The following is a 25519-nucleotide window of genomic DNA, read 5'->3' on the forward strand; positions in this document are numbered from 1 at the left end:
GCGCCGACCCTACCGGGCCGTCGAAGAGGCCAAGAGAGCCACGTCGACGGGGATCCCGGTGAGGTGCGACATGGTGCTGACCGGATCGAAGGTGCCGGGCCCGACGGGGGAGAGGACGTTGACGTTCACCCCCGGATGGCGCCGAGCCACGGCCATGCCCGTGGTGCCGGCGTTGCCGAAGCCATGGGTCATGGCCACCACGCCGGGTCGGAGGGTGGGGTCGATCCGGGCGAACGCCTCGACGGCGCCGTAGCGGTTGGAGACCCGGACCTCGGACCCCTCGGCGATCGAGAGCCGCTCGGCATCGACGGGGCTCAGGTACAAGGGGTTGTCGCCGGCCGTCTGCTTCAGACGGGCCACGTTCTGCATCGCCGAGTTGATGGTGTGGGAGGTGCGCCGGGTGATCAACTTGAGCTGCCCGGGCGGTTCGGCGGCCAGCTCCTCGAACTGCTCCGCCGCCCGCAGCCGGGCGGGCTCGAGCATGGCGGGTGCGCCCTCGAGCGTGCCGTGGGGGGTCATGGTGTCGAGGAACGACCCGACCGGGGCCGGCGGGAGGAGGGCCACGCCCGCGTCGGAGGTCCGCAGCGCTTCCATGGCCAGGCCGTGCTCGCCCAGCGGACCGTCGTAGAGCATCGACAACATGTCGCTCTCGGGGTCGAAGATGGGCGGGTGGCCGAGGCGATCGCTCAGCGCGGCGAAGACGTCGCGCTCGGTGCGCCGCTCGCCGGCGGGGGCCACGACGGGGGCGGTCCACTGGACGTAGGGCACCGGCTGGGTGCCCTGCACGAAGGTGTTGAGGTCCTCGCGCTCGAACCAGTCGGCGGCCGGGAGCACGTAGTCGGCCATCTCCCCGGTGGCGTTGCGGTAGTAGTCGATCGTGACCAGCAGGTCGAGGTCGGCCAGGGCCGTCGCCAGGTCGTCGCCCCCGCCGATGCTGAGCACTGGGTTCCCGGCGAGCACGATCAGCGCCCGGATGGGCTGGTCGGGATCGCGCAACATGTCGCCGAGCAGTGCCCCGGGTTGGCCGCCGGCAGTGGTCCGATAGGTGCCCCACGGCGAGTCGACGAAGCCCTCCGGGCCCGTGTCGCTCGACCGGGGGGCCGGAGCCGTGCCCCGGGAGGTCCCCACGTTGCCGCCGCGCCGGTCGAAGTTGCCGGTGAGCAGGACCAGCATCTGCATGAGCCAGTAGGCGAGCGCCCCCTGCCGTCCCATGTTCACCCCGGTGGACATGTGGGCCGAGGCCGTGGGAGCGGCGGCGAAGTCACGAGCGAGACCGATGATCGTGTCGGCGTCGAGCCCCACGACCTCCGCCACCCGCTCCGGCGGGAAACGGCCCACGAAGCGGCGAAGGCTGTCGAGCTCGGTGAGCCGGGCGGCGCCCGCCTCGTCGAAGCCGACCGTGCGATCGATCTCGCACAGCATGGCGGCCAGCAGGTACACGTCCGTGTCGGGCTTCACCTGGAAGGTCTGGCCGACGTTGGGTTCGGCGTGGCGGGGGTCGACGAAGCGCACCACGCCGCCGCGCTCCTCGATGGCGGCCAGCCGACCGACGGGGTCGGGCATCGACAGGAACGAGCTCTTGGAGATGCGGGGGTTGGTGCCGAAGGCCAGCAGGTGGTCGGTGTGGTCGACGTCGGGGATGAGGTGGACCTGGGCCGACCCCCACAGCATCTCGCCGACGGCGAACTTGTTGGCGCAGTCCTGGGGTCCGGCGCTGAACAGCCGGTCGGAGCCGACCTGCAAAAGGAACAGGCCGGCGGCCGGGCCGGCGGTGGCGTTGAACGCCGTGGGGTTCCCGAGGTACAGGGCAACCGCCGACGGGCCGTGCTCGTCGATGATGGCGGCCAGGCGGGCGGCGATGTCGTCGAGGGCGTCGTCCCACTCGACCTCGGTGCGCGTGCCGTCGGTCCGGCGGCGCTGGGGTCGGTCGACGCGGTCGGGATCGTGGTGGATCTCCTTGGCCAGCAGTCCCTTGTTGCACGCGAAGCCGGCGGTGATCGGGTGGTCGTGGTCCGGGCGGAGTCGGTCGATGCGGCCGTCGGCATCGAGCTCGGCCACCAGTCCACAGCCGACCTCGCAGAGCCGGCAGTAGGTGCGCCGGGTGGTGCTCACGAGCGGGTGGCGCGGTACTCGGCGACGATGGGCGCCAGCTCGGCGGGCGTGGCCCCGTGCATGATCACGCCGTCGCAGCCCAGGTCGAACTGGTTGCGGATGGCGGCCACGCACTCGGCCGGCGAGCCGGTGGCGCTGGGGGCCAGCCACTCGTCGGGGATGAGCGTGGCCACGTGCTGGAGCTGCTCGTCGGTGGCCGAGATGTCGAGGCCGCGTACGCTCTGCACCACCTCGTCGGCGAGGAACCGCTCGAGCACGGCGGGATCCCAGTCGTTGGTGCCCACCAGGAGGGCGCCGTACCCCTGCAGGTAGGTGCCCAGCCGGCCCACGAGCTTCATGCGCCGGGCGTCGGCGGGGATGTGGTCGCCGATGGTGGCGTAGCAGGACCACACCTTGACCTCGTCGGGGTCACGTCCGGCCTGCTCGGCGGCCTTCTTCACCGTCTGCACCGACCGCGCCGTGGTCTCGTCGGTGAAGAAGGTGTGCAGCACGACCTCGTCGAAGCAACGGCCGGCCAGCTCCAGGGTGTTCGGGCCGAACGCCACCATGCCCATGGGCAGGTGCTCGTCGAGCTCGGCGTCGAGGTGCAGCACCGGGAACGAGCCGGCGGGGCCCTCGTGGCCCATGATCACCTCGCCCCGGAAGAGCCGCCGCATCAGCCCGGCGAAGTCCTCCATCTGGGCCGTGGTGATGCGCCCGATGCCGAAGGCGTCCTGCATCATCGGGATGCCGCGACCAAGGCCCAGCACGAACCGTCCGCCGGTGAGGCTCTGCATGGTGCGGGCGTACCCGGCGGTGACCATCGGGTGGCGGGTGTTGTGGTTGGTGGCCGCGGTGGAGATGGCGATGCGCTGGCTCACCGCCCCCACGGCGCCCGAGAGGGTGGCCGCTTCCTTCTTGTTGTAGCGCTCGGAGATGAAGCAGTGCCCGAGGCCCATGGCCTCGGCGTCGATGACCTCGGCCACGAGGTCCCGCGAGGAGCGGGGTTGCCCGGCGAGCGTGTAGAAGCCCAGCTCGGGGAGGGTCTCGGGGGTGGGCTCGGGGGCCATCTGCGGCTCCTTGGTGGGTCGGGATCGCTCGATCGATGGGGCAGACGGCCGGCCGGGACGGACGAGGACGGTCGCGACGGGCGCGAGCCGGGTGGCCCGTCCGTTCAGCGTCCCCCGAGAGGCGTTCTGATATTGGATCCTGGCACACCGGGCACGATCCGCGCCCGGAGCCGACTCGCCGAGCGCCGCGACCGACGACAGGCCTCGACGCGGCCCCGTCAGGCCTTGAAGCGATAGGTGACCGGCATCCGCTTGGGGCCGTTCACCAGCACCGACGCCGTCTGTTCCACCGGGCCCGCGGCCTCGATTGACTCGAGTCGCCCGAGCAGCTCGCCGAACAGCGCCCGGATCTCCAAGCGGGCCAGGTGGGCACCCAGGCAGTAGTGGCGACCGAACCCGAAGCCCAGGTGCTTGTCGGCCTCGGGGTTGGTGACGTCGAACGTGAACGGGTCGGTGAAGACGCGCTCGTCTCGGTTGGCCGACTGGTAGGAGAGCAACAACCAGTCGCCCTCGGCGATCCGGTGGCCCGAGGCCAGCGTGTAGTCCTGCTGGGCGGTGCGCATGAAGTGCTTCACCGGGCTCACCCAGCGCACGATCTCGTCGGCCGCCCCGTCGACGAGCGACGGATCGGCCAGCAGCTTCTCGAGCTGCGCCGGGTGCTCGAGCAGGGCCTGCATGCCTCCGGCGACGGCGTTCGAGGTCGTGTCGTGGCCGGCGGTGGCCACGATCAGGTAGTAGCCGTAGGTGTCCATGTCCTCGAGCGGCTTGCCGTCGATCTCGCCGTTGGCGATCACGGTGGCGAGGTCGTTGGTGGGGTGCGCCCGCCGCTCGGCGTTCACCCCGGTGAACATGGCGATCACGTCCATGATCACCGCCATGGCCTGCTCGTCTTCTCCCACCCGCTCGAAGTCGGGGTCGCTGTCGGCGAAGAGCTCCTGGGTGAGGCGCAGCATCTTCGGGAACTGCTCCTCGGGCAGGCCGAGGATGTCGAGGATGACCCGCAGCGGGTAGTTCATGGCCACGTCGGTGGCGAAGTCGCAGGCCCCACCGCGGGCTGCCATCTCGTCGACGGAGCGGGTGGCCTGCAGGGCCACCTGGTCGGCGAGCTTCTTGACCTGCCCGGGCTTGAACCAGTCGTTCACCAGCGCCCGGTGGGCCCGGTGCTCCTCGCCGTCCATCTGGATGAGCGTGTTCACCGGGCTCTCCTTGCGCTCTTGCGTCGCCGGAGGGTCGGCCATCACGACCGGGGCCGGAGCGTTGGTGAAGACGTCCGAGTTCTTCTCCACCTCCATGACCTCGGGCAGGCCCAGCACCGCCCAGAAGGGGTGGCGGCCCAGCCCCTCGACCCGGTGGAGGGGGCCCTCGGCCCGTAGCTCGGTGGCGACGGCATGCCAGCGTTCGGGGTCGGCATAGGCCGCCGGGTCGATGAAGATGCGCCCTCGTTCGTCGCTCACCACTTCTCCTCGTCGTCGTGCCCCGGCCGCCGCACGCGGCACCGTCGGGCCTGGTGGGTTCCGAGCCTTCCCCACCGCGGGCCGGGTGGTCCAGAGCCGAAGGTCCCCGCCCCCGCGTAGCTGTCGGGAGAGGGCGTCGACAGGTGGCGCCCTTTTCCTGACAGGTACGGGTGAGCGGGTGTTGTTGTCGGGAAAGGGCGTCGGCAGGTGGCGCCCTTTCGTGACAGGTACGGGTGGGGGGTTCTCGGCTTGCACGTCGTTTGTCGGATCTGACGGACCCTCAGATAGGGTCCGCGGCATGCGCGGCATTCTCTCGTGGGGGGCGTATCTGCCCTACCGACGTCTCGATCGCAGCCAGATCGCGGCCTTCGTCGGCCAGGGAGGCGGCAAGGGCACCCGAACCGTCGCCTCCTACGACGAGGACGCCGCCACCCTGGCGGTCGAGGCCTCCCGGTTGGCGCTGAAGGCCACCGAGAGCCGTCCCGAGACGCTGCTGTTCGCCACCGCCTCGCCGCCCTACGCCGACAAGACCAGCGCCACCACCGTGCACGCCGCCCTGCGCCTCGACCCCACGGTCACCGCCCTCGACCTCGGGGCGTCCACGCGGTCCGCCGTCGGCGGTCTGCGCCTGGCCCTGCAAGGGTCGGGCACGGCCCTCGTCGCCGCCGGCGACCTGCGCACCGGCCTGGCCGGCTCCGCCGACGAAGCCGCCGGTGGCGACGCCGGCGCCGCCCTGGTCGTCGGTGACGGCGATGCCGTGGTGGCCGAGTACCTGGGCGGGGGGTCGGCCACCGCCGAGTTCCTCGACCGGTGGCGGGTGCCCGGCGACGTGCGCTCCCGCGTCTGGGACGACAAGTTCTCCGAGGTCACCTACGGCGGCCTGGCCCGCGATGCCTGGGCGTCGGCGCTGACCGCGGCCGGGGTCGAGGCCGACCGGGTCACCGTCGCGGTGGCCGCCCCCACTGCCCGCATCGGCAAGTCCGTGGCCGGCAAGCTCGGGGCCGCCGGCGTGGTGGGCGATCTCACCGACACCGTCGGCGCCACCGGCGCGGCCCAGCCGGCACTCCTGCTCGCCGCGCTGCTCGAGCAGGCCCAGCCCGGCCAGGCCCTGGCGCTCGTCACCGTGGGCGACGGTGTCGAGGTCCTGGTGTTCCTGGCCACCGACACGTTGGCGTCGCACCAGGTGGGTCGGCCCATCGCCACGCAGCTCGAGGCGGGTGCCCCGCTGGCCTACGGGCGGTTCCTGTCGTGGCGCGGGATGCTCAAGGTGGAGCCTCCCCGTCGTCCCGAGCCGGCCCGACCCTCGGGCACGGCTGCGGCCCGCTCCAGCGACTGGAAGTACGGCTTCGTGGCGTCCCGCGACACCGAGTCGGGAACCGTCTTCCTGCCGCCGTCGCGGGTGTCGTTCGACGGTGAGCGCACCGACCAGATGGAACAGGTGCCCATGGCCGACGTGCAGGGCACCATCGCCACCTTCACCGTCGACCGCATGGCCTACTCGCCCAGCCCGCCGGTCATCTTCGCCGTCGTCGACTTCGATGGTGGCGGACGTCTGCCGATCGAGCTCACCGACACCGACCTCGAGGAGGTGGAGATCGGCAAGCGGATCGAGATGACCTTCCGGCGCCTCTTCACCGCCGACGGCATCCACAACTACTTCTGGAAGGGACGGTTGGTCCGTGGCTAGTCATGGCATCCGCGACCGTGTGGCCATCGTCGGGATGGGCTGCACCAAGTTCACCGAGAACTGGGGCCAGGGCCTCGACGACCTGATCATCGACGCCTCCAACGACGCCTACGCCTCGGCGGGCGTGGCCAAGGACGACGTCGACGCCTACTGGTTCGGCACCGCCCAGAGCGGGATGAGCGGCATCACGCTCGCCCGGCCGCTCCAGCTCCAGAACAAGCCCGTCACCCGGGTCGAGAACTACTGCGCCACCGGTTCCGAAGCGCTGCGCCAGGCCTCCTACGCGGTGGCGTCGGGCGCCTACGACCTCGTCATGGTGGTGGGCGCCGAGAAGGTGAAGGACACCGGCTTCCAGGGCCTCAACGCCTTCCCCATCCCCAACGACGGCACCGCTCGCACGCTCACCGCGGCCGCCATGTTCTCCATGCTCGTGCCCGCCTACGGCAAGAAGTACGGGGTCGACGACGAGACCATGCGCTCGGTGCTCACCCACATCGCCCGCAAGAACCACTTCAACGGTGCTCGCAACGAGCGGGCCCAGTTCCGCAAGGAGATCAGCGTTGAGCAGGTGGAGCGGGCCCCCAAGATGGCGGGCACCCTCGGCGTGTTCGACTGCGCCGGTGTGGCCGACGGCGCCGCCTCGGCGATCGTGTGTCGGGCCGAGGACGCCCACCGCTACACCGACACCCCGGTCTACGTGAAGGCCCTGTCGTTCGTGGCCGGCAACGGCTCGGGTCTCATCGACCCCAGCTACGACTACACCACCTTCCCCGAGATCGCCGCCTGTGCCGTCGACGCCTACCAGCAGGCCGGCGTCACCGACGCCCGGTCCGAGGTGGCCCTCGCCGAGGTCCACGACTGCTTCACCCCCACCGAGCTGGTGCTCATGGAGGACCTGCAGTTCTCCGAGCGCGGCACCGCCTGGCGTGACGTGCTCGACGGGGTCTTCGACCTCGACGGGGAGCTGCCCGTCAACCCCGACGGTGGCCTCAAGAGCTTCGGTCACCCGGTCGGCGCCTCGGGCCTGCGGATGATGTTCGAGGCCTGGCTCCAGCTGCGCGGCGACGCCCCCGAGGAGCGCACGGTGAAGAGCCTCGCCGCCGGTCGCAAGCTGGCCCTCACCCACAACCTGGGCGGCTACCCGGGGGAGATGGTGAGCTTCATCTCGCTGCTCGGCACCGAGAAGAGCTGACCACGCCGCTCGGTCACGGGCCACCGCCGCACGGGCGTGCGTCGGGGGTCGTGCCGGGTCCGGTCGAGCCGGCACGACGGGTCGGGGTCACGGCGTCAGCGACAGCGTGGCGTCCATGGGATATCGTTCGCCGGTTCCCCAACGCCCTGCACGCACTCGGAGGCCCCCGTGCCCGTTCGTCGCTCAGTCCTCGTCGCCGCATCCGGTGCTGCGGTCCTCGTCCTCGGCGGGGTGGCCGTGCCCGGTGCCGGCGCCCAGTCGGTGGAGGTCATCGAAGTGGCGTACACCGGTGCTCCGGTCACGATCGACATCCCGGGCGACGGCTCCATCTGCTCGATCTACGCCGAGCTGGCTGCGGGCGACGGCGGTGACGCCGAGACTGCTCCCGGCATCGGTGGCCGCATCGCCGGACTCGTGCCCGTGGCCCCCGGCGACGTGGTGACCGTGGTCATCGGCGGTGCTGGCGCGATCGGGGGCCCGGGTGTCGCCGACACCCCGGCCGGTGGTTTCGGTGGTGGCGGCGACGGCGGCATCAACACCGGAGTCGGGAACCTCAACGGCGGCGGTGGCGGCGGTGCCTCCTGGGTCGCCATCGGCGACTCGCCCCTCCTCGTCGCTGGTGGTGGTGGCGGCGGCGGCGCCTACAACGGCGACGGCGGCGGCGGCGCCGTCGGACCGGGAGCGGGCAGCGCCGGCGAGGATGTCAGCGGCCAACCCGAGTGGGGGCAATCCGGTGGTGGCGGCACGCTGACGGCCGGTGGTACTGCCGGCGTCGGTGGTGTCGGCGGGGTCTTGGGTGATCCGGGCACCGCCGGTGCGCTGTTGACCGGCGGTACCGGTGGGTCGACCGACGCCGGCGGTGCTGGTGGTGGCGGCGGTGGCGGTGGCGGCTACTTCGGTGGTGGCGGTGCTGGCGGGGCCGCGCCCGGCGGCTCTGGTGGTGGCGGTGGTGGCGGTTCGAGCTACGCCATCGCCTCGGCCGTCGAGGTCGAGGCCGGCGACGCCCTCCAGGACGAGGACGGCAACGGTTCTGGCACCATCACCCTGGTGGCCGGCGATTGCCCGCCGCCCTCGACGACCACCACGACCACGCCGAGCTCCACCACCACGCCGAGCTCCACCACCACCACGGCGGCGGCCAGCCCGGCGGTGGTCACCCCCCGCTTCACCGGCTGATCCACCCCGACGCCGATCCTGGCCGGGCCCCGGCCCCCACGGGTGCCGGCCCCGTGCGCGCCCCGGCCCGGTCGACGGCCGCCCTGGTGCGGACCCCGGTCGTGGTCGGCACCGACCTCCCTCCGATGCAGACCCCGCCCCGCTGCCACCCGAGTGGCGCTCAGCGTCGGTGCGACGACAGCTCGATGAGGATGTGATCGAGCTCGGTGGCGGGGACCGGGCGGCTCCAGAGGTAGCCCTGGGCCCGGTCGCAGCCCATCTCGAGCAGGCGGGCCCGCTGCTCGACGGTCTCGACGCCCTCGGCCACCACGACGAGGCCGAGCGCGTGGGCCAGTTCGATGGTGCCGCGCACGATGGCTTCGTCGGCCTCGTGGTGGGTGACTCCCGAGATGAACGCCCGGTCGATCTTGAGCTGGCTCACGGGGAGGCGCCGCAGGTAGCTGAGCGACGAGTAGCCGGTGCCGAAGTCGTCGACGGCAAGCCCCAGCCCGAGGTCGTGGAGCTCGTTGAGGCGCCGAACCGCGGCGTCGGGGTTCTCCATGACGGCCGACTCGGTGATCTCGAACACGACGTGGGTGGGGTCGATGTCGTGCTCGGCCAAGGCCGCTTCGACGGTGCCGACGAGCGCGGACTGGCTGAGCTGTCGGGGGGAGAGGTTGATCGAGATCCGGCGGGGAGATCCGTCGTCCTGGCTGAGCCAGGTGCGGAGCTGGCGGAGGGCGGCGTGCAGCACGACCTCGCCCAGGGGGACGATGAGGCCGGTCTCCTCGGCCAGCTCGATGAAGGCGGCGGGGCCGACCACACCGAGCTGGGGGTGGTTCCAGCGCACCAGCGCCTCGGCCCACAGCTCGCCCCGGCCCAGGTCGCCGTGCGGGTCAGCGTGGGGGTCGCCCTCGGGGTCCCCGGAGAGGGGGACCTCGGGCTGCCAGGCGACGGTGAGCTCGTCGCGATCGAGGGCCCGGCGCAGCGCGGTGGTGGTGTCGAGGCGGTGGGCGGCGCGCTCCTGGAGGGCTGGGTTGTACACCTCGTAGCCGGCTCGACCGCTGTCCTTGGCGCGGTACATGGCGGCGTCGGCCTCGCGCAGGAAGGTGTCGCTCGTCGTGGTGCCGGAGCGGTGGGCCGAGATCCCGATGCTGGCGGTCACGAACACCTCGGTGCCGTCGATCTCGAACGGTGGGGCGAGCGCGGTGGAGAGGTTGGAGGCGAGGTCGAAGACGTCGTCGAGGTCCTCGGCCGATTCGCAGAGCACGGCGAACTCGTCGCCGCCTAGGCGGGCCACCGTGTCGGAGGTCGCGACCGCGTGCTGGAGACGGCGGGCGACGGCCACGAGGAGGCGGTCGCCGGCCCCGTGCCCCATGGCGTCGTTGAGCAGCTTGAAGCGGTCGAGGTCGACGAGCAGCACGGCCAGCGTGCGGTCGCGGCGCGCCGTCCGGGCGGTGGCCCGGTCGATGCGCTCGCGCAGCAGGACTCGGTTGGGGAGGCCGGTGAGGGTGTCGTGCAGCCCCATCTGGGTGAGGCGCCGGTCGGCCTCGGCCCGCTCGACGGCGGTCGACAGGATCGTCGTCAGGCTCTCGAGGAAGCGCCGCTCGTGGGCGGGGAACCCCCGGTGCTCGACGCTGAGGGCGGTGAGGGTGCCGAACCGGCGCGTCGGGCTCCCGATGCGGACGATGACCCCCGACCGGTACTCCGAGCCCTCCTCGGGCAGCGCGTCCATGAAGCGAGGGTCGGTCTCGAAGTCCTCGACCAGGAGGGGGCCGTCGAGGTCGTCGACGAGGCGCTGGAGGTCGAGCTTGCCGCTGGTGACGGGTGCGGTGCCGACCGGGAACGGATACGAGCCCCAGGACGCCCGGATGAGGGACTGGTCGTCGCCCACGTGCTCGGCGATGGCGCACGCGTCCAAGCCGAGGGTCTGCCCGGCGCTGTCGGCGATGGCGGCGGCCACCGCGCCGAGCTCGTGGGTGGCCAGGGCCATCTGTCCGAGGCGGGACACCTCGGACTGCATACGCTCACGGGACTCGAGGTGCTGGCGGTCGCGCACCTGCGAGGTGATGTCGGTGGCCACCCCGATGACCCCGCCGGCTCCTTGGCCCTCGCGTATCTGGGCGAGGTTGGCCATGATCCAGCGGCGCCGGCCGTCGGGGAGGTCGAACGCCAGCTCCCCGCTCCAGGGATGGCCGTCCCGAACGGTGCGCATCACGTCGTGGATCGCCTCGCCGGCAGTGGGTCGAGGGAACACCTCGGGCACCGGCTGCCCCACCACCTCTTCGAGCGACCACCCTCCGAAGCGCAGGGCGGCCCGGTTCATGTAGGTGATGCGGCCTTCGTCGTCGGCCGCGACCACGGCATCGCCCACCGAGGCCAGCAGGTGGGCCTGGAAGGCGGCGTCGTCGGTGGCGGCCTTGCGTCTGGTGATGTCGTGGAAGTTGGCCACGAGGCCGCGCACCAGCGGGTCGTCGAGCTGGTTGCTGAGGTGCATCTCGCACCACCGCCAGCCCCCGAGACGGTGAGCCAGCCGCATGGTGTAGAGGGTGGTGGCGCCGGGGCGGCTCAGTCCGCTCGCCTCGGCCTGCTCGATGGCCACCTGCAGGTCGTCCGGGTGGACGTCGAGGTGGAGCGAACCGAGGTAGCGCTCGGCGGGGTGGCCGGTGAGGTCCTCGATGGACTCGCTGATCCAACGCACCGAGTAGTCGGTCTCGAGGATGGCCACGACGTCGCGGCTGTGGCGCAGGAGGGCGGACGCCTCGGCGTGGGCCCGCCGAGCGGCTTGGCGAGCGTCGGCCTCGGCGTCGCGGGCGACGAACGAGCGGATCTGGGCGGGGTCGCCGGAGCTCGTCGACGGATCGGCCTTCCGGCCGGGTGAGGTGCCCCCGGGTCCGCTCGGCTCGGTCATGACGGTGCTCCAGCTCTACGGCCCGCGGCCGCCGGCCGACCGCGGAGCTGTCATCGGAGGCTACTGCCTGGGCCGGTCGCCAACTCCGGTCCCGGAGGCGGGGGCGGTTCGTGCGGCGCGGAACACCGGGGTGGTGGCCGTCAGGGCTTCGCTCGCTCAGGGCGAAGTCGTGCGGGCCACCCGATCCAGCAGGGCCCGGTGGGTGGTGAGTGCAGCCACGTCGAGGTCGTCGACCTTGCCCCGGTCGTCCCAGCGCCGCAGGGCGACAGCGTCGGCGGCGCACGGGAGAGCACGGAACGTGGCGGCCTCTCGTCGGGTCATGGGTCCGCCCTGGAGAGCGAGGCTGTGGCGCGACCCCTCCGAGAGCGAGGCGTGGTAGCCGGGCTCGACGCCGGCGAGGTAGCGCTTGGCCTCGACGTGGGCGGCGACCGGCGCGGTGACCGAAACCGGGAAGAGGTCGCCCAGCCACGCCGCCCCAGTGCGCTCGTGGTGGTCGTCGAGACCCGGCCGGAAGCCGTCGCCCTGCGCGACCACGAGGAGGTGTCCGATGTCGTGGACGAGGGCGGCGACGACAAGGGCGTCCGCAGCATGGTCGCGGCGGGCGAGGGCCGCGCACTGCAGGGCGTGGTCGAGCTGGCTGACCGCCTCGTCGTAGGGGTCGGCGCCGTGGGTCTCGAGCAGCGCGACCACGTCGTCGACAGATGTGGCCCGAGCCCCGACGATCACGACAGGACCGTGCCCTGGAAGTCGCCGATCAGCGAGATCGGCACCCGACCGTCGGCTGCGCCGGCGGCGAACTCGGCCTGCTTCTGGCGGTAGTACGCCTGGCGCAGATCGCCCTCGGCTGCCGCGTTGTAGGTGGGGTACAGGGCCCGTCGCGGACGGTCCGAACGGTTCGCCCCCGAACGGTGGGGGGTGCGGGAGTGGAACCAGAGGACCTGGCCGGCCCGGACCGCCACGGGCTGCCAGTCGAGGGTCGCCACGACGTCGGGCCGGACGCACCCCGTGTCGTCGGTGGGGAGCAGGTCGTGGTGGGCGCCGGACACCACTTCCAGGCAGCCGTTCTCGACGACCGCATCGTCGACGGCGATCATGCAGGAGACGTGCACGTCCACGAAGCGGTAGGCGGGAGCATCCTGGTGGGGGGCGAACCCACCACCCCCGGGCGCCTTGTGGTTGACCTTCTCCTTGTACAGCACGGCCGGCTCGCCGAGGAGGGCCGAGGCCAGGTCCAGCAGCGCACCACTGGTGAGCAGGTCGCGCAGCTCGGTGTGGAACGGCACGAAGTTCTCGGTGCGGCACAGCACGGCGCCCGCCTCGGTGGCCTCGCGGTGGTGGAGCCAGTCGCCCTCGCCGTCGGGCCAGGCCGACACCTCGTCGACCCAGTCCGAGAGGCGATCGGCGACGTCGGCGGCGAGGGGTTCGGTCAGCACCCAACCGGTGCGGGCGAAGTGGGCGACCGCCTCGTCGCCGGGGGCGAGCACCTGAGGACGCACCGTCGCCATGGTCGCCAACGGTAGCGGGGACCGTCCGCAGCGAGCCCGTCCGCAGGGAGCCCGTCCGGGGCCGCGAACCGATGGCGGGGTAGCGTCCGACGCGGTGAACGTCGTGGTGATCACCCTCGATCAGTTCCGTGGCGACCACCTCGGGGTGGGTGGCCACCCCCTGGCCCGCACGCCCGGCCTCGACGACCTCGCCGCCCACGGGGTTCGCTTCGCCCGTCACCACGCGCAGGCGGCGCCGTGCGGTCCGGGCCGAGCCAGCCTCTACACCGGCACATACCAGATGAACCACCGGGTCGTGGCCAACGGTTCGCCGCTCGACGATCGGTTCGACAACGTGGCCCGCCTCGCTCGGCGGGCCGGCTACGACCCCACGTTGTTCGGCTACACCGACCAGACGGTCGACCCGCGCACCGTCGCCGACCCGACCGATCCGCGACTCTCCACCTACGAAGGTGTCCTGCCCGGCTTCCGCGTCGGCCTCGACCTCACCGGGTCCCAGGCCCCGTGGCGGGCGTGGCTGGACGCGCAGGGACACGCCCCGGGGAACGGGGCGGGGGACGCCCTGCGGTCCGAGCCCGATCGGCCGGCCGAGGTCGGGATCAGCGCCTTCCTCACCGACCGCTTCCTCGAGTGGTCGGCCGCACGCGACGAGCCGTGGTTCGCCCACCTCAGCTACCTGCGACCTCATCCGCCCTATGCCGCCGCCGGCGAGTGGTCCACGGCGTTCTCCCCGGAGGAGGTCGATCTCCCGGTGGCACCCGGCTCGCGAGGCGACCTGCTCCCGCTGCACCGGATGATGCTCGACCTGTTCTTCACCGCGGCCCCCACCGACGAGGGGGAGCTGCGCCGGATGCGCGCCCAGTACCTCGGGATGGTCGGCGACGTCGACGCCCAGCTGCAGCGGATCTGGGCGGCGCTACGAGAGCGGGGGCAGTGGGACGACACCGTGGTCGTGGTCACCGCCGACCACGGCGACCAGCTGGGCGACCAGGGCCTGGTCGAGAAGTTCGGCTGGTTCGGCGCCAGCTACCACGTGCCCTGTCTGGTGCGCGACCCGTCCCGACCCGAGGCCCACGGCACGGTGGTCGAGCACTTCACCGAGAACGTCGACCTGCTCCCCACCGTGGCCGAGCTCCTCGGGGTCGAGGTGCCCAGGCAGTGCGACGGATGTGCGCTCACCCCGTTCCTCTCCGGCGCGGTGCCCGACGAGTGGCGCGACGCAGCCCACTGGGAGTTCGACTGGCGCTTCCTGGCGATGCTGTCGGGGCGCCCGTCGGGATGGCCGGTCGACCGGCGTCTCGAACGGCGCAACCTGGTCGTGCGCCGCACCGCCGACCGGGCCTACGTCCAGTTCGGCGACGGGGATGCCGTGGCCTACGACCTGGCCGCCGACCCCACGTGGCGGACGTACGCCGCCGACGCCGACGCCGCGTGGGCCGATGCGAGGGCGCTGTTGGCCTGGCGGGCCGAGCACGCCGAGCGCACCCACACCGGCACCCTGATCGGTCCGCTCGGGTCGGGGTCGGACTGAGGGGTCAGAGCCGCTCGATGATGGTGACGTTGGCCTGTCCGCCGCCTTCGCACATGGTCTGCATGCCGTAGCGGCCACCCGTGCGTTCGAGCTCGGCGAGCAGGGTGGTCATGAGACGGGCGCCGGTGGCGCCCAGCGGGTGACCGAGCGCGATGGCGCCACCGTTCACGTTGACCTTCTCGAGGTCGGCCCCCGTCTCCTTGGCCCAGGCCAGCACGACCGAGGCGAAGGCCTCGTTGATCTCGATCAGGTCGATGTCGTCGAGGCTCAGCCCGGTCTTCTCGAGGGCGTGGCGGGTGGCGGGGATCGGGGCGGTGAGCATCCACACGGGATCGTCGGCGCGCACCGACAGGTGGTGGATGCGGGCCCGAGGCGTGAGCTCGTGGTCGGCGAGGGCCTGCTCGCTGGCGATGAGCAGCGACGCCGACGCGTCGGAGATCTGGCTGGCGCACGCCGCGGTGAGGCGGCCTCCCTCGACGAGGGTGGGCAGCGAGCGGATCTTGTCCCAGTTGGGTTCGCGAGGGCCCTCGTCGGCGGTGGTGTCGCCCACCGGGACGATCTGGGCGTCGAAGCGCCCCTCGGCCCGGGCCCGGATGGCCCTCACGTGGGACTCGACCGCGAACGCTTCCATCTCGTCGCGGGTGCAGTTCCACTTCTCGGCGATGAGCTCGGCGGCGCGGAACTGGCTGACCTCCTGGTCGCCGTAGCGCTCCTGCCAACCGGGGGACTCGCTGAACGGGGTCTCGTGGCCGTACTGCTCACCGGCGGTCATGGCCGCGGAGATGGGGATCATCGACATGTTCTGGACGCCACCGGCCACCACCAGGTCCTGGGTCCCGCTCATGACGCCCTGGGCGGCGAAGTGCACGGCCTGCTGGCTGGAGCCGCACTGGCGGTCGATGGTGGTGCCGGGCACGTGCTCGGGCCCGCCGGCGACGAGCCACGCGGTGCGGGCGATGTCGCCGGCCTGGGGTCCGATGGTGTCGACGCAGCCGAACACGACGTCGTCGACGGCCCCCGGATCGATGCCGGTGCGCTCGAGGAGGGCGGCGATGCTCGCCGCGCCCAGATCGGCGGGGTGCACGGTGGAGAGTCCGCCACCACGGCGGCCCACGGGGGTCCGGACGGCATCGACGATGTAGGCCTCGGCCATTGGGGGGTACCTCGATCTCAGGGGTGGGATGACGCAGGACGGTTGGGATCAGGTGGCGACGATGGTGCACGAACCGTGACCGAAGAGGCCCTGGTTGATGGCGAGGCCGACCGTGGCGCCCTCGACCTGGTGCCCGGGGCGACGGCCCTGCAGCTGCCAGGTGAGCTCGCAGATCTGGGCGATGGCCTGGGCGGGGATGGCCTCGCCGAATGACGACAGCCCACCGGAGGGGTTGACCGGCACCCGTCCGCCGAGGGCGGTGGTCCCATCGCGGACCAGCTTGGCTCCCTCGCCCTCGGCGCACAGGCCGAGGTTCTCGTACCAGTCGAGCTCGAGGGCCGTGGACAGGTCGTAGACCTCCGCGCAGCTGAGGTCCTCGGGACCGAGGCCGGCCTGCTCGTAGGCGTTGCGGGCGATGGAGTCCTTGAAGCCGCTGGCCGGGGGGCCCACGACGGCCTGCGAGTCGGTCGCGATGTCGGGGAGCTCGAGGCGGATCTGGGGATAGGTGGGCGTGGTGTTGGCCACGGCCTTGATCCGCACCGTGCCCTCGAGGCTGCCGAGCTTGCGGCGGGCGTACTCGGGGGTGCAGATGATGAGGGCGGCGGCGCCGTCGGAGGTGGCGCACACGTCGAGCAGGCGCAGCGGGTCGCTGACGATCGGGGACGAGGCGAAGTCCTCCAGCGAGAACTCCTTGCGGAAGCGGGCGTAGGGGTTCGCCGCGCCCGCCTGGGAGTTCTTCACCTTCACCATGGCGAAGTCGTCGGTGGTGTCGCCGAACACGTCGATGCGGCGCCGGGCGTTGAGGGCGAAGAACGACGGGTTGGTGGCCCCGAGGAGGTGGAAGCGCTGCCAGTCCGGATCCTCCTTGCGCTCGCCACCCACCGGGGCGAAGAAGCCCTTGGGGGTGGTGTCGGCGCCGATGACCATGGCCACCTCGCCGAAGCCGGCGAGGAGCTGGGCCCGGGCCGACTGCAGGGCCTGGGCCCCGGAGGCGCAGGCGGCGTAGGACGACGAGATCTGGGCGCCGGTCCAGCCGAGGGCCTGGGAGAAGGTGGACCCCGACACGAACCCGGGGTAGCCGTTGCGGATGGTGTCGGCCCCGGCGACGAACTCGATGTCGCGCCAGGCGACGTCGGCGTCGGCGAGGGCTTCACGAGCGGCGACGAGGCCGTACTCCACGAAGTTGCGGCCCCACTTCCCCCATGGGTGCATGCCCGCTCCGAGCACCACCAGGTCGCGGTCGGAGCTCATGCGCCCTCCTCCTCGTCGGCGACCGGCGCCCACGTCCAGATCCAGGTCTCTTGCCCGTCCGCGTCGGTGCACAGCACCTGCAGGTCGACCTCGACGGCCATGCCGATCCGCAGATCGGCGGCCATGATGCCCTTGGCGACCTGGCCCAGGATGACCAGGCCTTCTTCCTCGAGCTCGACCGCGGCGAGGGCGTAGGGCTCGAAGGGGTCGGGCGCCACGAACGGTGGCGGTGGGGCGTAGTGGTTCTCGGTGTAGGACCAGATCCGGCCCCGCCGGGACAACGGCGTGGGTTCGAGCTCGGTGGCGTCGCAGCCCGGGTTGGGGCAGGCGCCGGATCGGGGCGGGAACACGTAGGTGCCGCACGTGGGGCACTTCCCGCCGATCAGCGTGTAGGGCTCGGAGGTGGTGAACCACCCCTCGACCGCGGGCACTCGTTCTCGGGTCGTCACCCGCCCAATCTAACGGGCCGTCCAAAAGCCACGAAACGCCGCGGTCCGCGTCGTGGGCCGGGCGAGCCGCTAGAAGGATCGTCTCGGCCTCGTCGTGGAGCCGGAGGAGGCATCGATGGCCACCAGCGCGATCACGTCCGGACCGGCGTCGCCCGACGCCGCCGGACAGATCTGACGCACCGTCAGAGAAATCGGGACGTCGGGCTAGTGTCGGCGGCATGCCCGTGCCCGAGCAGCCCATCACCGGCGACTTCGGCACCGTGCTCGAGCTCTTCGACGCCACGGTGGAGGCCGCCGGTGAGGTCGACGCGTTCGTCGACGGCGAGCGCCGCATCACCTTCGCCGGTTGGGGCCGCGCCGCCGACGGCGTGGCCAGTCGGCTGGCCTCCATGGGCGTGGGCGTCGACGACGTCGTCGGCATCTCGCTCCCGTCGTCGATCGACTACGCCGTCGCCTACCAGGCCGTGCTGCGCCTCGGGGCCGTCGCCAGCGGCATGAACCCGCGGCTCGGGCCCTCCGAGACCGCCCACATCCTCGAACGCAGCCGACCCCGCGTCGTGGTCACCGACGCCGACCTGCCCGGTTCGGCGCGCCGCCTCACCGTCGCCGAGCTGCGCGAGGCCGAGGCCGACCAGGTGTTCTCCGCCCGGCCGAGGCGGCACCACACCGATCCGGTGGCCATCGTCTGGACGAGCGGCACCACCGGCCGGCCGAAGGGGGCGATCTTCGATCACGGGTGCCTCGAGGCCATGGCCCAGGCCGCCGGCCCGCTCTCGCGCCCCGGCGACCGCCGTCTGTCGCCACTCCCGTTCGCCCACGTGGGCTACATGACCAGGGTCTGGGACGAGCTGGCCCACGCCATCACCACCGTGGTCATCCCCAGCCCCTGGACGGCGAGCGACGCCCTGCGCCTCATCGCCGACGAGCGGGTCACCGTGGGCCAGGGCGTCCCCGCCCAGTGGCAGATGATGCTGGCCCATCCCGATCTGGCCGGCACCGACACCTCCAGCCTGCGCATCGTCAGCACCGGCGCGGCGCGGGTGCCGCCGGAGCTGGTGCGGGCCCTGCGCACCACCTTCGGGTGCCCGGTGGTGGTGCGCTACACCTCCACCGAGGCGTGCGTGTCGACGGGGACCGCCCTCGACGACCCCGACGACGTGGTGGCCGAGACCGTCGGCACCCCGGGCTCCGGCGTCGAGATGGAGCTGCGCGCCGACGACGGGCGGGGCCCGGTCGTCCCCACCGGCGAGGTGGGCACGGTGTGCCTGCGCAGCCGGGCCATGTTCCGGGGCTACTGGCGCGAGCCCGAGCTCACCGACGAGGCGATCGATCCCGAGGGTTGGCTGCTCACCGGCGACCTCGGACGACTCGACGAGCGGGGCAACCTGCGCCTGGCGGGTCGTTCCACCGAGATGTACATCCGGGGCGGCTACAACGTGTACCCGGCCGAGGTCGAGAACCGCCTCGGCCTGCACCCCGCGGTGCAGAAGGTGGCCGTGGTGGGCACCCCGGCCCCGGTGCTGGGCGAGATCGGGGTGGCGTTCGTCGTGGCGGCCGACGGCGCCGAGCCCACCCTCGCCGAGCTGCGCGACTGGTGTCGCGTCGAGCTGGCCGACTACAAGGCCCCCGACTGCCTGGTGCTGGTCGACGACCTGCCGCTCACCGCCATGAGCAAGCTCGACAAGCGGGCGCTCGCCCCGGCCGCGGCCGAGGCCGAGACCGCCTGGGAACGCTGAACCACTAGGAACGAGGAGACGACATGGGAATCTGTGACGGACGCGTGGTGATCATCACCGGGGCCGGCCGCGGGCTGGGACGGGCCCACGCCCTGGCCTTCGCCGCCGAGGGGGCCAAGGTCGTGGTCAACGACCTCGGGGCCACGCTCGACGGTCAGGACGTCGAGGGCACCCCGGCTCAGGAGGTCGTGGGGGAGATCGAGGCGATGGGCGGCGAGGCCATCGTCAACGGCGACGACATCAGCGACTGGGACGGCGCCGGCAACCTCGTGCAGTCCGCCATCGACACCTTCGGCGGTCTCGACACGGTCGTGACCAACGCCGGCATCGTGCGCGACCGCATGTTCGTGAACATGACCGTCGACGAGTGGGACGCCGTCATCCGCGTCCATCTCCGAGGCACCTTCTGCCCGGTGAAGCGCGCCGTCGAGTACTGGCGGGCCGAGGCCAAGGCCGACCGCCAGCGCGCCGGCCGGGTGGTCACCACCTCGTCGGGGGCGGGGCTCATGGGCAGCATCGCCCAGACCAACTACGCCGCGGCCAAGGCGGGCATCGCCGCCTTCACGATCAACATCGCCGCCGAGCTGGGCCGCATCGGCGTCACCGCCAACTCCATCGCCCCGTCGGCCCGCAGCCGCATGACCGAGGGGGCCATGCCCGAGATGATGGCCAAGCCCGAGTCCGGTTTTGACGCCATGGACCCGGCCAACATCAGCCCCATCGTGGTGTGGCTGGGCAGCGAGCAGAGCGGGCACGTCACCGGGCGCATGTTCGAGTGCGCGGGTGGTGAGCTCAGCGTGGCCGACGGCTGGCAGCACGGCACCCCGGTCGACAAGGGCGCCCGTTGGGAGCCGTCCGAGCTGGGAAAGGTCGTCGACGACCTGCTGGCCGAGGCCCCGACCCCGGCACCCGTCTACGGCACCCAGTAGCCCGACCGCACGCGGCGGGCGAGAGGAGGGTTCGCGTGGCCGCCAGCCGAGCGTCGACATCGGGGGCCGCGGGCCCTCCCGAACAGCCCGATGGGTCCGACGGATCCGACGGATCCGACGGATCCGACGGTCCCGAGCGGTCCGACGCCGTGCCCATCGGGGTGATGGCCACCGACGGCCGGGTGATCGGCCGTCGCGCCATCGTCACCCGCCGGCGCATCCTCGACGCCACCGACGTGCTGCTCAGCGAACAGGGTGCCCTCGACCTCAAGGTGATCGACGTGGCCCGCCAGGTGGGTCTCTCCCCGGCGGCCTTCTACCAGTACTTCGCCGACGTCGAGGACGCCGTGCTGGCGTTGGCCACCGAGGCCGTGGCCGGCGCCGAGACCTTCGCCGAACGCTTCGCCGACGACTGGACGGCTCCCGACGGACTCGACCGAGCGCGGGTGCTGGTCGACGCCTACATCGACTTCTGGGGCGAGCACCAGGCGGTGCTGCGCACCATGCACCTGCGCGCCGACGAGCGTGACCCCCGGTTCCGCCAGGTCCGACGGTCCTACAACGAACCGTTGCTGCAGGCCATGGTGGCCAAGGTCACCGAGGCCCAGGCGGCGGGACGGCTCCCGCTCGACCTCGAGCCGCTGGCCACCGCCGGGGCCATGCTGGCCGTGCTCGATCGGCTGACCACCTTCCGGGGCACCTTCGAGCAGCGGGGCATCAGCCGCGAGGCCATGGTGGCCACCGTGGCCCGCATCCTGCACACCGCGCTCACCGGCGGCGACCCACGATGAGCGAGCCGCTCGCGGCGATGGTCCTCCCGGCCGGCCTCGTGTTGGAGCGCACCACCCCGGCCTTCACCGCCACCACCGTGCCCGCCGGGTTGCTGCGGGCCCATCGGGTCGGCCCGGGCGTTTGGGGCACGCTGGTGGTGGAGTCCGGCACAGTGGTGTTCGTGATGGAGGCGACCGGGGCCCGTCGGCCCGTCGGGGCGGGCGAGCGCCAGGTGATCCCACCCGAGGCCGAGCACCACGTCGAGCCCTCCGCCGATGCCGTCTTCTCCGTGGAGTTCCACCGCCCGTCGGCATGACGGGTCTGCCGACCCGACCGGCCCGCCCGGAGCCAGGGGTCTGGGCGCCTGCTCAGGCGAAGTCGCGACGGAGCCGGCTGAGGCGCAGGTGGGCGATGTGCCAGCGCCCGTCGAGGCACACGTAGCGCTCGTGGTAGTGGCCGAAGCCGTGCATCGAGCCCAGCGGGGCCCCTTCGGGCCACTGCAGCAGGTCCTCCATGGCCCAGGTGCCGGATGCCTCGGTGGGCGAGTCCACGGTGATCTCGGGCATGTGGCCGTGGTGGACGGTGACCACGCCGTCGACCGAGTCGGCCACGAACGCGGCGATCGCCTCGGCACCCTCGACCACCGCGCCCGCCTCGTCCTGCATGTCCATCACGGCGTCGGGGGCGAAGACGGCGGCGAAGCCGTCCCAGTCCTTGGTGTCGAGGCACCGGAAGTAGCGGGCCTTCAGCTGGGTGATGGCGTGCACGGCCACCAGCCGGTCGACGTCGTCCACGGTCCCTCCTCGATCGTTCGTCAGCGGCGCCGCCGGTCTCGCCGGCCCCGGGTCACCAGCCTCGGTAGCGGACCTCGCGGCGCTCCTTGAAGGCGGCCACGCCCTCCTGGAAGTCCTGCGTGTACGAGGCCATCTCCTGGGCCCAGGCCTCGTCTTCGAAGGCCTGCCCGCGGCTCGAGTCGAGGCTGCGGTTGAGCAACCACTTCGACAGGGCGACGGCCTTGGTGGGCGACGTCGCCAGCTTGGCCGCCCACTCCTCGGTGGCGGAGCGCAGCTCGGCCTGGGCGACGACCTTGTTGACGAGGCCGATGCGGTGGGCCTCGTCGGCGCGGATGTCGTCACCGAAGAAGATGAGCTCCTTGGCCTTCTGCAGGCCCACGATGCGAGGCAGCAGATAGGCGCCGCCGCCGTCGGGGGTGATGCCGCGCCGCACGAACACCTCGATGAACTTGGCGTTGTCGGCGGCGATCACCAGGTCGCTGGCGAAGGCGATGTGGGCGCCGATCCCGGCGGCGGTGCCGTTGACGGCGCAGATGACCGGCTTCTCGCAATCGAGGATCGACGAGATCAGGCGCTGGGCACCGCGCTTGATGTTGCGTCCCACGTCGCCGAGGGCCTTCTCGGGGGCGTCGTCGGGGCCGGGGTTCACCGGGATCTTCGACACCCGCAGGTCGGCGCCGGTGCAGAAGTGCCGTTCGCCGGCCGCGGTGATGACGACGGTGCGCACGTTGAGGTCGGTGCTGGCCCCGTCGAGCAGCTCGATGGTGCGGTTGCGCTGGTCCGGGGTGATGGCGTTGGCCGCGTCCGGCCGGTTGAGCGTGAGCCAGGCCACGCCGTCGTCGCCGACCTCCCAGAGCAGGTCCTGGTCCACGGTGCTGTCGCTCATCGTCGTCCTCGAACGTCTCGGGCGCGGCCCCCTGGCCGGCGCGTCGTCTCCTCTTCCTACCATCCATGGTGGTCCCGCCCCTCCGCCCCGACCCCTCCGGTGGCGGGGCGGTGCTGGGGTAGCGTCGACATCCGTCGGCCGGGGGAGCGCCCGCACGGGGCGCCGTCGACGCAGGAGAGGAAGGGCCCACGTGGACCGCCAGAAGTTCGAGTCGTTGTTCGACATGTCCGGCCGCACCGTCATCGTCACGGGCGGCACCCGTGGCATCGGGCGCTCGCTGGCCGAGGCCTACGTCGCCGCCGGCGCCAACGTGGTGGTGGCCAGTCGCAAGCCCGACGCCTGCGCCGAGACCGAGGCCCACCTCACGGCCATGGGGGGACAGGCCCTCGGGGTGGCCACGCACGTGAACGACCTCGACGCGCTGGCCCACCTCGTCACCGTCACCGTGGAGCGCTTCGGTGGCCTCGACGTGGTCGTCAACAACGCGGCCAACGCCCTCACCCAGCCCATGGGGGAGTACACCCCCGAGGCCTGGCAGAAGTCCTTCGACGCCAACCTGCGAGGGCCGGTCTTCCTGGTGCAGGAGGCGCTGCCCCACCTCGAGGCCAGCGACCACGCGGCGGTGCTCAACGTCATCTCGGCCGGGGCCTTCCTGTTCTCGGCCAACGTGGCCATGTACGCCGCCGCCAAGGCGGGGCTGATGAGCTTCACCCGGTCGATGGCCGGGGCCTACGCGTCGAAGGGGATCCGGGTCAACGCCCTCGCCCCCGGCACGGTGAACACCGACATGGTGCGCAACAACCCGCCCGAGGCCCAGGAGCGCATGAAGGAGGCCTCGCTCATGAACCGCATGGCCCACCCCGACGAGATGGTGGGTCCGGCGCTGCTGCTCACCTCCGACGCCGGCAGCTTCGTCACCGGCCAGTGCATCCTCGCCGACGGCGGCATGGTGCCCCACTGACAGCTGCGCGTATCCTGCGGCCGTGCCCGTCTACGAGTACCGCTGCCCCATCTGCGACGTGACCTACGCCGAGCGTCGGCCCATGGCCGAGTCCGGCGCGCCGGCTTCGTGCCCCGAGGGTCATCCCGGCGGTCGCCGGCTGTTGTCGGTGTTCGCCTCGGTCGGTGCATCGTCGTCGCCCGGCCCGGTCCCTGGCCCCGTCGGTGGGGGCGGAGGCTGTTGCGGCGGGGGCTGCGGCTGCGGCTGAGCCACCCGGCCCGGACCCCCGTTCACGGCCAGCCTGTGCTGTTCAGTCGGCGTCGCGTTCGTAGCGCCAGCCGTCGGCCACCATCCAGAGCCGATGGCGACGGCCGGGGCGTCGGGGATCCTCGTCGTCGTAGCCGGCGTCGCCGTGGTACATGGCCACGATGCCGCCCTCCACGGGCCCGAAGCGGGTGGCGAAGTGCTCGGGCGGCCGTGAACCGAGGGCACCGAGGGCCTCGTCGACCGATGCGTGGCCGGCGAGCTGCTCGAGGGTGATCCAGGTGGGTGGGGCCATCTCGATCTCGCCGGCGTTGCGGCGGCTCAGGCACTGCCGGGGCACCAGCCAGCCGTGGTCGTGGATCTCGCCGCCGTCGATGCGCAGCCCGGCCAGCTCGGTGGGGGCGGGGGCCACGAAGAACCAGGTGGCGAAGCGCTTGGGGGTGATCGGTGGAGGGGTCCAGTGCGAGAACCACACGAGGGTGGTCTCGTCGACGGCGAGACCCGTCTCCTCGGCGGCCTCGCGCACGGCGGCGCGGCGGGCGGCGGCCAGCACGACCTCCGGGTCGTCGGTGTCCACTCGTCCGTCGGGGTAGTCCTCCGGATCGATCCGCCCGCCCGGGAACACCCACATGCCGCCGGCGAACTCGAGCTTGGAGTTGCGGCGCACCATGAGCACCTCGACGCCGTCGGTTCCGTCGCGCAGCAACACCGTGGTGGCGGCGGGGATCAGCGCGGTCTCGCCCCCGGGTTCACCGAAGCGCCCCTCCAGTCCTGTCGACTCCGCCGGTGTTCCGTCGCCCATGGCGCCAGCCTACGGCGACCCCGTCCGACGCCGCTCAGGCCAGACCCAGGCGGCGCAGCATGGCCTCGGGCACCGCGTCGTCGCCCTGGGCCAACCGGGCCGCCCGCTCCACGTTCACCTCGTCGAGGTCCCGATCCGACCACTCGTCCCAGGGGCCGTCGGGGATGCGTCGAGGGTCGCCCTCGGCGTCGGCGGTGGCGTAGAGGTACGCCTGCAGGACCAGGAGGTGCCCGGCGTCGCCCACCGGCCCGACACCGGGCACGACGACGGGAGCCTGGTCGCCGAGCTCGCCGAGGGTGTCGGCCCACCCCTCGGGGTCGCCGTCGTAGGCGTTGGGGGTGGTGCCGAACACCGCGACGGCCCCGGCGAAGAGCACACCGGCCGAGGGGACGAGCACCACGAGGTTCTCGCTCTGAGGGCCCGAGACGGGTACGGCGCACACGAGCGGCGTGAGCCAGGCGGCGCTGGCGACGGTGTGCGACACGGGTCGGGTGGCGAAGTCGTCGTCGAACTCGGCGGCGTAGGCGGGCACCAGGCGGCGGTAGGCGTCGAGCGGCACGGGCTGGTCGAGCAAGGCGCTGGTCTGGGCCCGGCCGTAGCGGGCCGCCATCCAGAACACCGACGAGCCACCGACGGAATCGACGTGGCTCGACGTGTAGACGGCCCGGCGCACCGGGACGCCGAAGCCCTTCAGCCGTTCGTTGAGGGCCCGAGCCGCCGAGGGTGCCGACAGGGTGTCGACGACCGTGATGCCGTCGGCCTCCACGATCACCCCGGCGTTGGGGCCCGGGCGGCCGGCGCCGTCGGTGCCCAACCACACGAACACGCCGGGGGCGATCGGTTCGAGCCGGCCGGCATCGGGAGCGACCGGCCCCTCGTCGGGGGTGGGCGGCATCGGACCGAGCAGGTCGGACATGGCGGCCAGGCTAGGCGGGCGCCATGCCCATG

General features: G+C 72.3%; 23 protein-coding genes. 10 read left to right on the forward strand and 13 right to left on the reverse strand.

The window, feature by feature from the left end:
* Positions 1 to 9: 9 nt before the first annotated feature.
* The 3 genes from LUW87_RS00235 to LUW87_RS00245 all read right to left on the reverse strand — a co-directional run bounded on the left by LUW87_RS00235 (position 10) and on the right by LUW87_RS00245 (position 4615).
* The gene (locus LUW87_RS00235; protein ID WP_232669067.1) at positions 10 to 2112 is read right to left on the reverse strand and encodes a molybdopterin-containing oxidoreductase family protein; all 2103 of its coding nucleotides are present in this window, start codon (positions 2110 to 2112) and stop codon (positions 10 to 12) included.
* Positions 2109 to 3161 carry a TIGR03857 family LLM class F420-dependent oxidoreductase gene (locus LUW87_RS00240; RefSeq protein WP_232669068.1) on the reverse strand — a complete coding sequence of 351 codons (1053 nt, stop codon included), beginning with the start codon at positions 3159 to 3161 and terminating at the stop codon, positions 2109 to 2111. Before LUW87_RS00240 ends, LUW87_RS00235 begins: the two co-directional genes overlap by 4 nt.
* A gap of 218 nt (positions 3162 to 3379) precedes the next feature.
* The gene (locus LUW87_RS00245; protein WP_232669069.1) at positions 3380 to 4615 is read right to left on the reverse strand and encodes a cytochrome P450; all 1236 of its coding nucleotides are present in this window, start codon (positions 4613 to 4615) and stop codon (positions 3380 to 3382) included.
* A 298-nt stretch (positions 4616 to 4913) separates the two neighbouring features.
* Here LUW87_RS00245 and LUW87_RS00250 point away from each other — a divergent pair, with 298 nt between their 5' ends.
* The 3 genes from LUW87_RS00250 (at position 4914) to LUW87_RS00260 (ending at position 8670) form a co-directional block, all read left to right on the forward strand.
* A complete protein-coding gene (locus LUW87_RS00250; protein WP_232669070.1) occupies positions 4914 to 6302 on the forward strand; it encodes an OB-fold domain-containing protein in 1389 nt (462 codons plus the stop codon).
* Entirely contained in the window at positions 6295 to 7494 is a 1200-nt protein-coding gene (locus tag LUW87_RS00255; protein ID WP_232669071.1) for an acetyl-CoA acetyltransferase, read from the forward strand. Before LUW87_RS00250 ends, LUW87_RS00255 begins: the two co-directional genes overlap by 8 nt.
* Before the next feature lie 168 nt (positions 7495 to 7662).
* On the forward strand, positions 7663 to 8670 hold the full coding sequence (locus LUW87_RS00260; RefSeq protein WP_346742384.1) for a glycine-rich protein: 1008 nt from the start codon (positions 7663 to 7665) through the stop codon (positions 8668 to 8670).
* A gap of 160 nt (positions 8671 to 8830) precedes the next feature.
* On the opposite strand, the gene LUW87_RS00265 is transcribed toward LUW87_RS00260, so the two are convergent.
* From LUW87_RS00265 to LUW87_RS00275, 3 genes are all read right to left on the reverse strand, one after another.
* A complete protein-coding gene (locus tag LUW87_RS00265; RefSeq protein ID WP_232669072.1) occupies positions 8831 to 11560 on the reverse strand; it encodes a sensor domain-containing protein in 2730 nt (909 codons plus the stop codon).
* Between the two features lie 156 nt (positions 11561 to 11716).
* Positions 11717 to 12286: an HD domain-containing protein gene (locus LUW87_RS00270; protein WP_232669073.1), complete on the reverse strand. Its 570-nt coding sequence runs from the start codon at positions 12284 to 12286 to the stop codon at positions 11717 to 11719.
* Entirely contained in the window at positions 12283 to 13065 is a 783-nt protein-coding gene (locus tag LUW87_RS00275) for a phytanoyl-CoA dioxygenase family protein (RefSeq protein WP_232669074.1), read from the reverse strand. The genes LUW87_RS00270 and LUW87_RS00275 overlap by 4 nt, the downstream gene beginning before the upstream one ends.
* 94 nt (positions 13066 to 13159) lie before the next feature.
* Between LUW87_RS00275 and LUW87_RS00280 the strand changes: the two genes are divergently transcribed.
* The gene (locus LUW87_RS00280; RefSeq protein WP_232669075.1) at positions 13160 to 14596 is read left to right on the forward strand and encodes a sulfatase-like hydrolase/transferase; all 1437 of its coding nucleotides are present in this window, start codon (positions 13160 to 13162) and stop codon (positions 14594 to 14596) included.
* A 4-nt stretch (positions 14597 to 14600) separates the two neighbouring features.
* Here LUW87_RS00280 and LUW87_RS00285 read toward each other — a convergent pair whose 3' ends face one another.
* Genes LUW87_RS00285 through LUW87_RS00295 form a run of 3 tightly spaced genes read right to left on the reverse strand, consistent with a single transcriptional unit; the run spans position 14601 to position 17449 of the window.
* Entirely contained in the window at positions 14601 to 15749 is a 1149-nt protein-coding gene (locus tag LUW87_RS00285; RefSeq protein ID WP_232669076.1) for an acetyl-CoA C-acetyltransferase, read from the reverse strand.
* 48 nt (positions 15750 to 15797) lie between these two features.
* Positions 15798 to 17000: a lipid-transfer protein gene (locus LUW87_RS00290; RefSeq protein WP_232669077.1), complete on the reverse strand. Its 1203-nt coding sequence runs from the start codon at positions 16998 to 17000 to the stop codon at positions 15798 to 15800.
* Entirely contained in the window at positions 16997 to 17449 is a 453-nt protein-coding gene (locus LUW87_RS00295; RefSeq protein ID WP_232669078.1) for a Zn-ribbon domain-containing OB-fold protein, read from the reverse strand. The genes LUW87_RS00290 and LUW87_RS00295 overlap by 4 nt, the downstream gene beginning before the upstream one ends.
* A gap of 218 nt (positions 17450 to 17667) precedes the next feature.
* Between LUW87_RS00295 and LUW87_RS00300 the strand changes: the two genes are divergently transcribed.
* Genes LUW87_RS00300 through LUW87_RS00315 form a run of 4 tightly spaced genes read left to right on the forward strand, consistent with a single transcriptional unit; the run spans position 17668 to position 21201 of the window.
* Positions 17668 to 19185: a class I adenylate-forming enzyme family protein gene (locus tag LUW87_RS00300; protein ID WP_232669079.1), complete on the forward strand. Its 1518-nt coding sequence runs from the start codon at positions 17668 to 17670 to the stop codon at positions 19183 to 19185.
* A 23-nt stretch (positions 19186 to 19208) separates the two neighbouring features.
* Positions 19209 to 20114 (forward strand): SDR family oxidoreductase, encoded by a 906-nt coding sequence (locus tag LUW87_RS00305; RefSeq protein WP_232669080.1) that lies wholly within the window; start codon positions 19209 to 19211, stop codon positions 20112 to 20114.
* A 35-nt stretch (positions 20115 to 20149) separates the two neighbouring features.
* Positions 20150 to 20905, forward strand: a complete 756-nt coding sequence (locus LUW87_RS00310; protein WP_232669081.1) for a TetR/AcrR family transcriptional regulator — start codon at positions 20150 to 20152, stop codon at positions 20903 to 20905.
* The gene (locus LUW87_RS00315) at positions 20902 to 21201 is read left to right on the forward strand and encodes a TehB-like domain-containing protein (RefSeq protein ID WP_232669082.1); all 300 of its coding nucleotides are present in this window, start codon (positions 20902 to 20904) and stop codon (positions 21199 to 21201) included. Before LUW87_RS00310 ends, LUW87_RS00315 begins: the two co-directional genes overlap by 4 nt.
* A 52-nt stretch (positions 21202 to 21253) precedes the next feature.
* Here LUW87_RS00315 and LUW87_RS00320 read toward each other — a convergent pair whose 3' ends face one another.
* Both LUW87_RS00320 and LUW87_RS00325 read right to left on the reverse strand, forming a co-directional pair.
* Positions 21254 to 21679 (reverse strand): nuclear transport factor 2 family protein, encoded by a 426-nt coding sequence (locus LUW87_RS00320; protein ID WP_232669083.1) that lies wholly within the window; start codon positions 21677 to 21679, stop codon positions 21254 to 21256.
* A gap of 52 nt (positions 21680 to 21731) precedes the next feature.
* On the reverse strand, positions 21732 to 22565 hold the full coding sequence (locus LUW87_RS00325; RefSeq protein WP_232669084.1) for an enoyl-CoA hydratase/isomerase family protein: 834 nt from the start codon (positions 22563 to 22565) through the stop codon (positions 21732 to 21734).
* Between the two features lie 190 nt (positions 22566 to 22755).
* Between LUW87_RS00325 and LUW87_RS00330 the strand changes: the two genes are divergently transcribed.
* Positions 22756 to 23526, forward strand: a complete 771-nt coding sequence (locus tag LUW87_RS00330; RefSeq protein WP_232669085.1) for an SDR family NAD(P)-dependent oxidoreductase — start codon at positions 22756 to 22758, stop codon at positions 23524 to 23526.
* A gap of 22 nt (positions 23527 to 23548) precedes the next feature.
* Positions 23549 to 23773 carry an FmdB family zinc ribbon protein gene (locus LUW87_RS00335; RefSeq protein WP_232669086.1) on the forward strand — a complete coding sequence of 75 codons (225 nt, stop codon included), beginning with the start codon at positions 23549 to 23551 and terminating at the stop codon, positions 23771 to 23773.
* A gap of 42 nt (positions 23774 to 23815) precedes the next feature.
* Here the strand turns inward: LUW87_RS00335 and LUW87_RS00340 are convergent, their stop codons facing one another.
* A complete protein-coding gene (locus tag LUW87_RS00340) occupies positions 23816 to 24571 on the reverse strand; it encodes an NUDIX hydrolase (protein ID WP_232669087.1) in 756 nt (251 codons plus the stop codon).
* Positions 24572 to 24605: 34 nt separating this feature from the next.
* A complete protein-coding gene (locus LUW87_RS00345; RefSeq protein WP_232669088.1) occupies positions 24606 to 25487 on the reverse strand; it encodes an MBL fold metallo-hydrolase in 882 nt (293 codons plus the stop codon).
* Between the last annotated feature and the right edge of the window lie 32 nt (positions 25488 to 25519).

Origin of the sequence: Rhabdothermincola salaria, assembly GCF_021246445.1 — a bacterium.
Lineage (GTDB): Bacteria > Actinomycetota > Acidimicrobiia > Acidimicrobiales > Acidimicrobilacustridaceae > Rhabdothermincola_A > Rhabdothermincola_A salaria.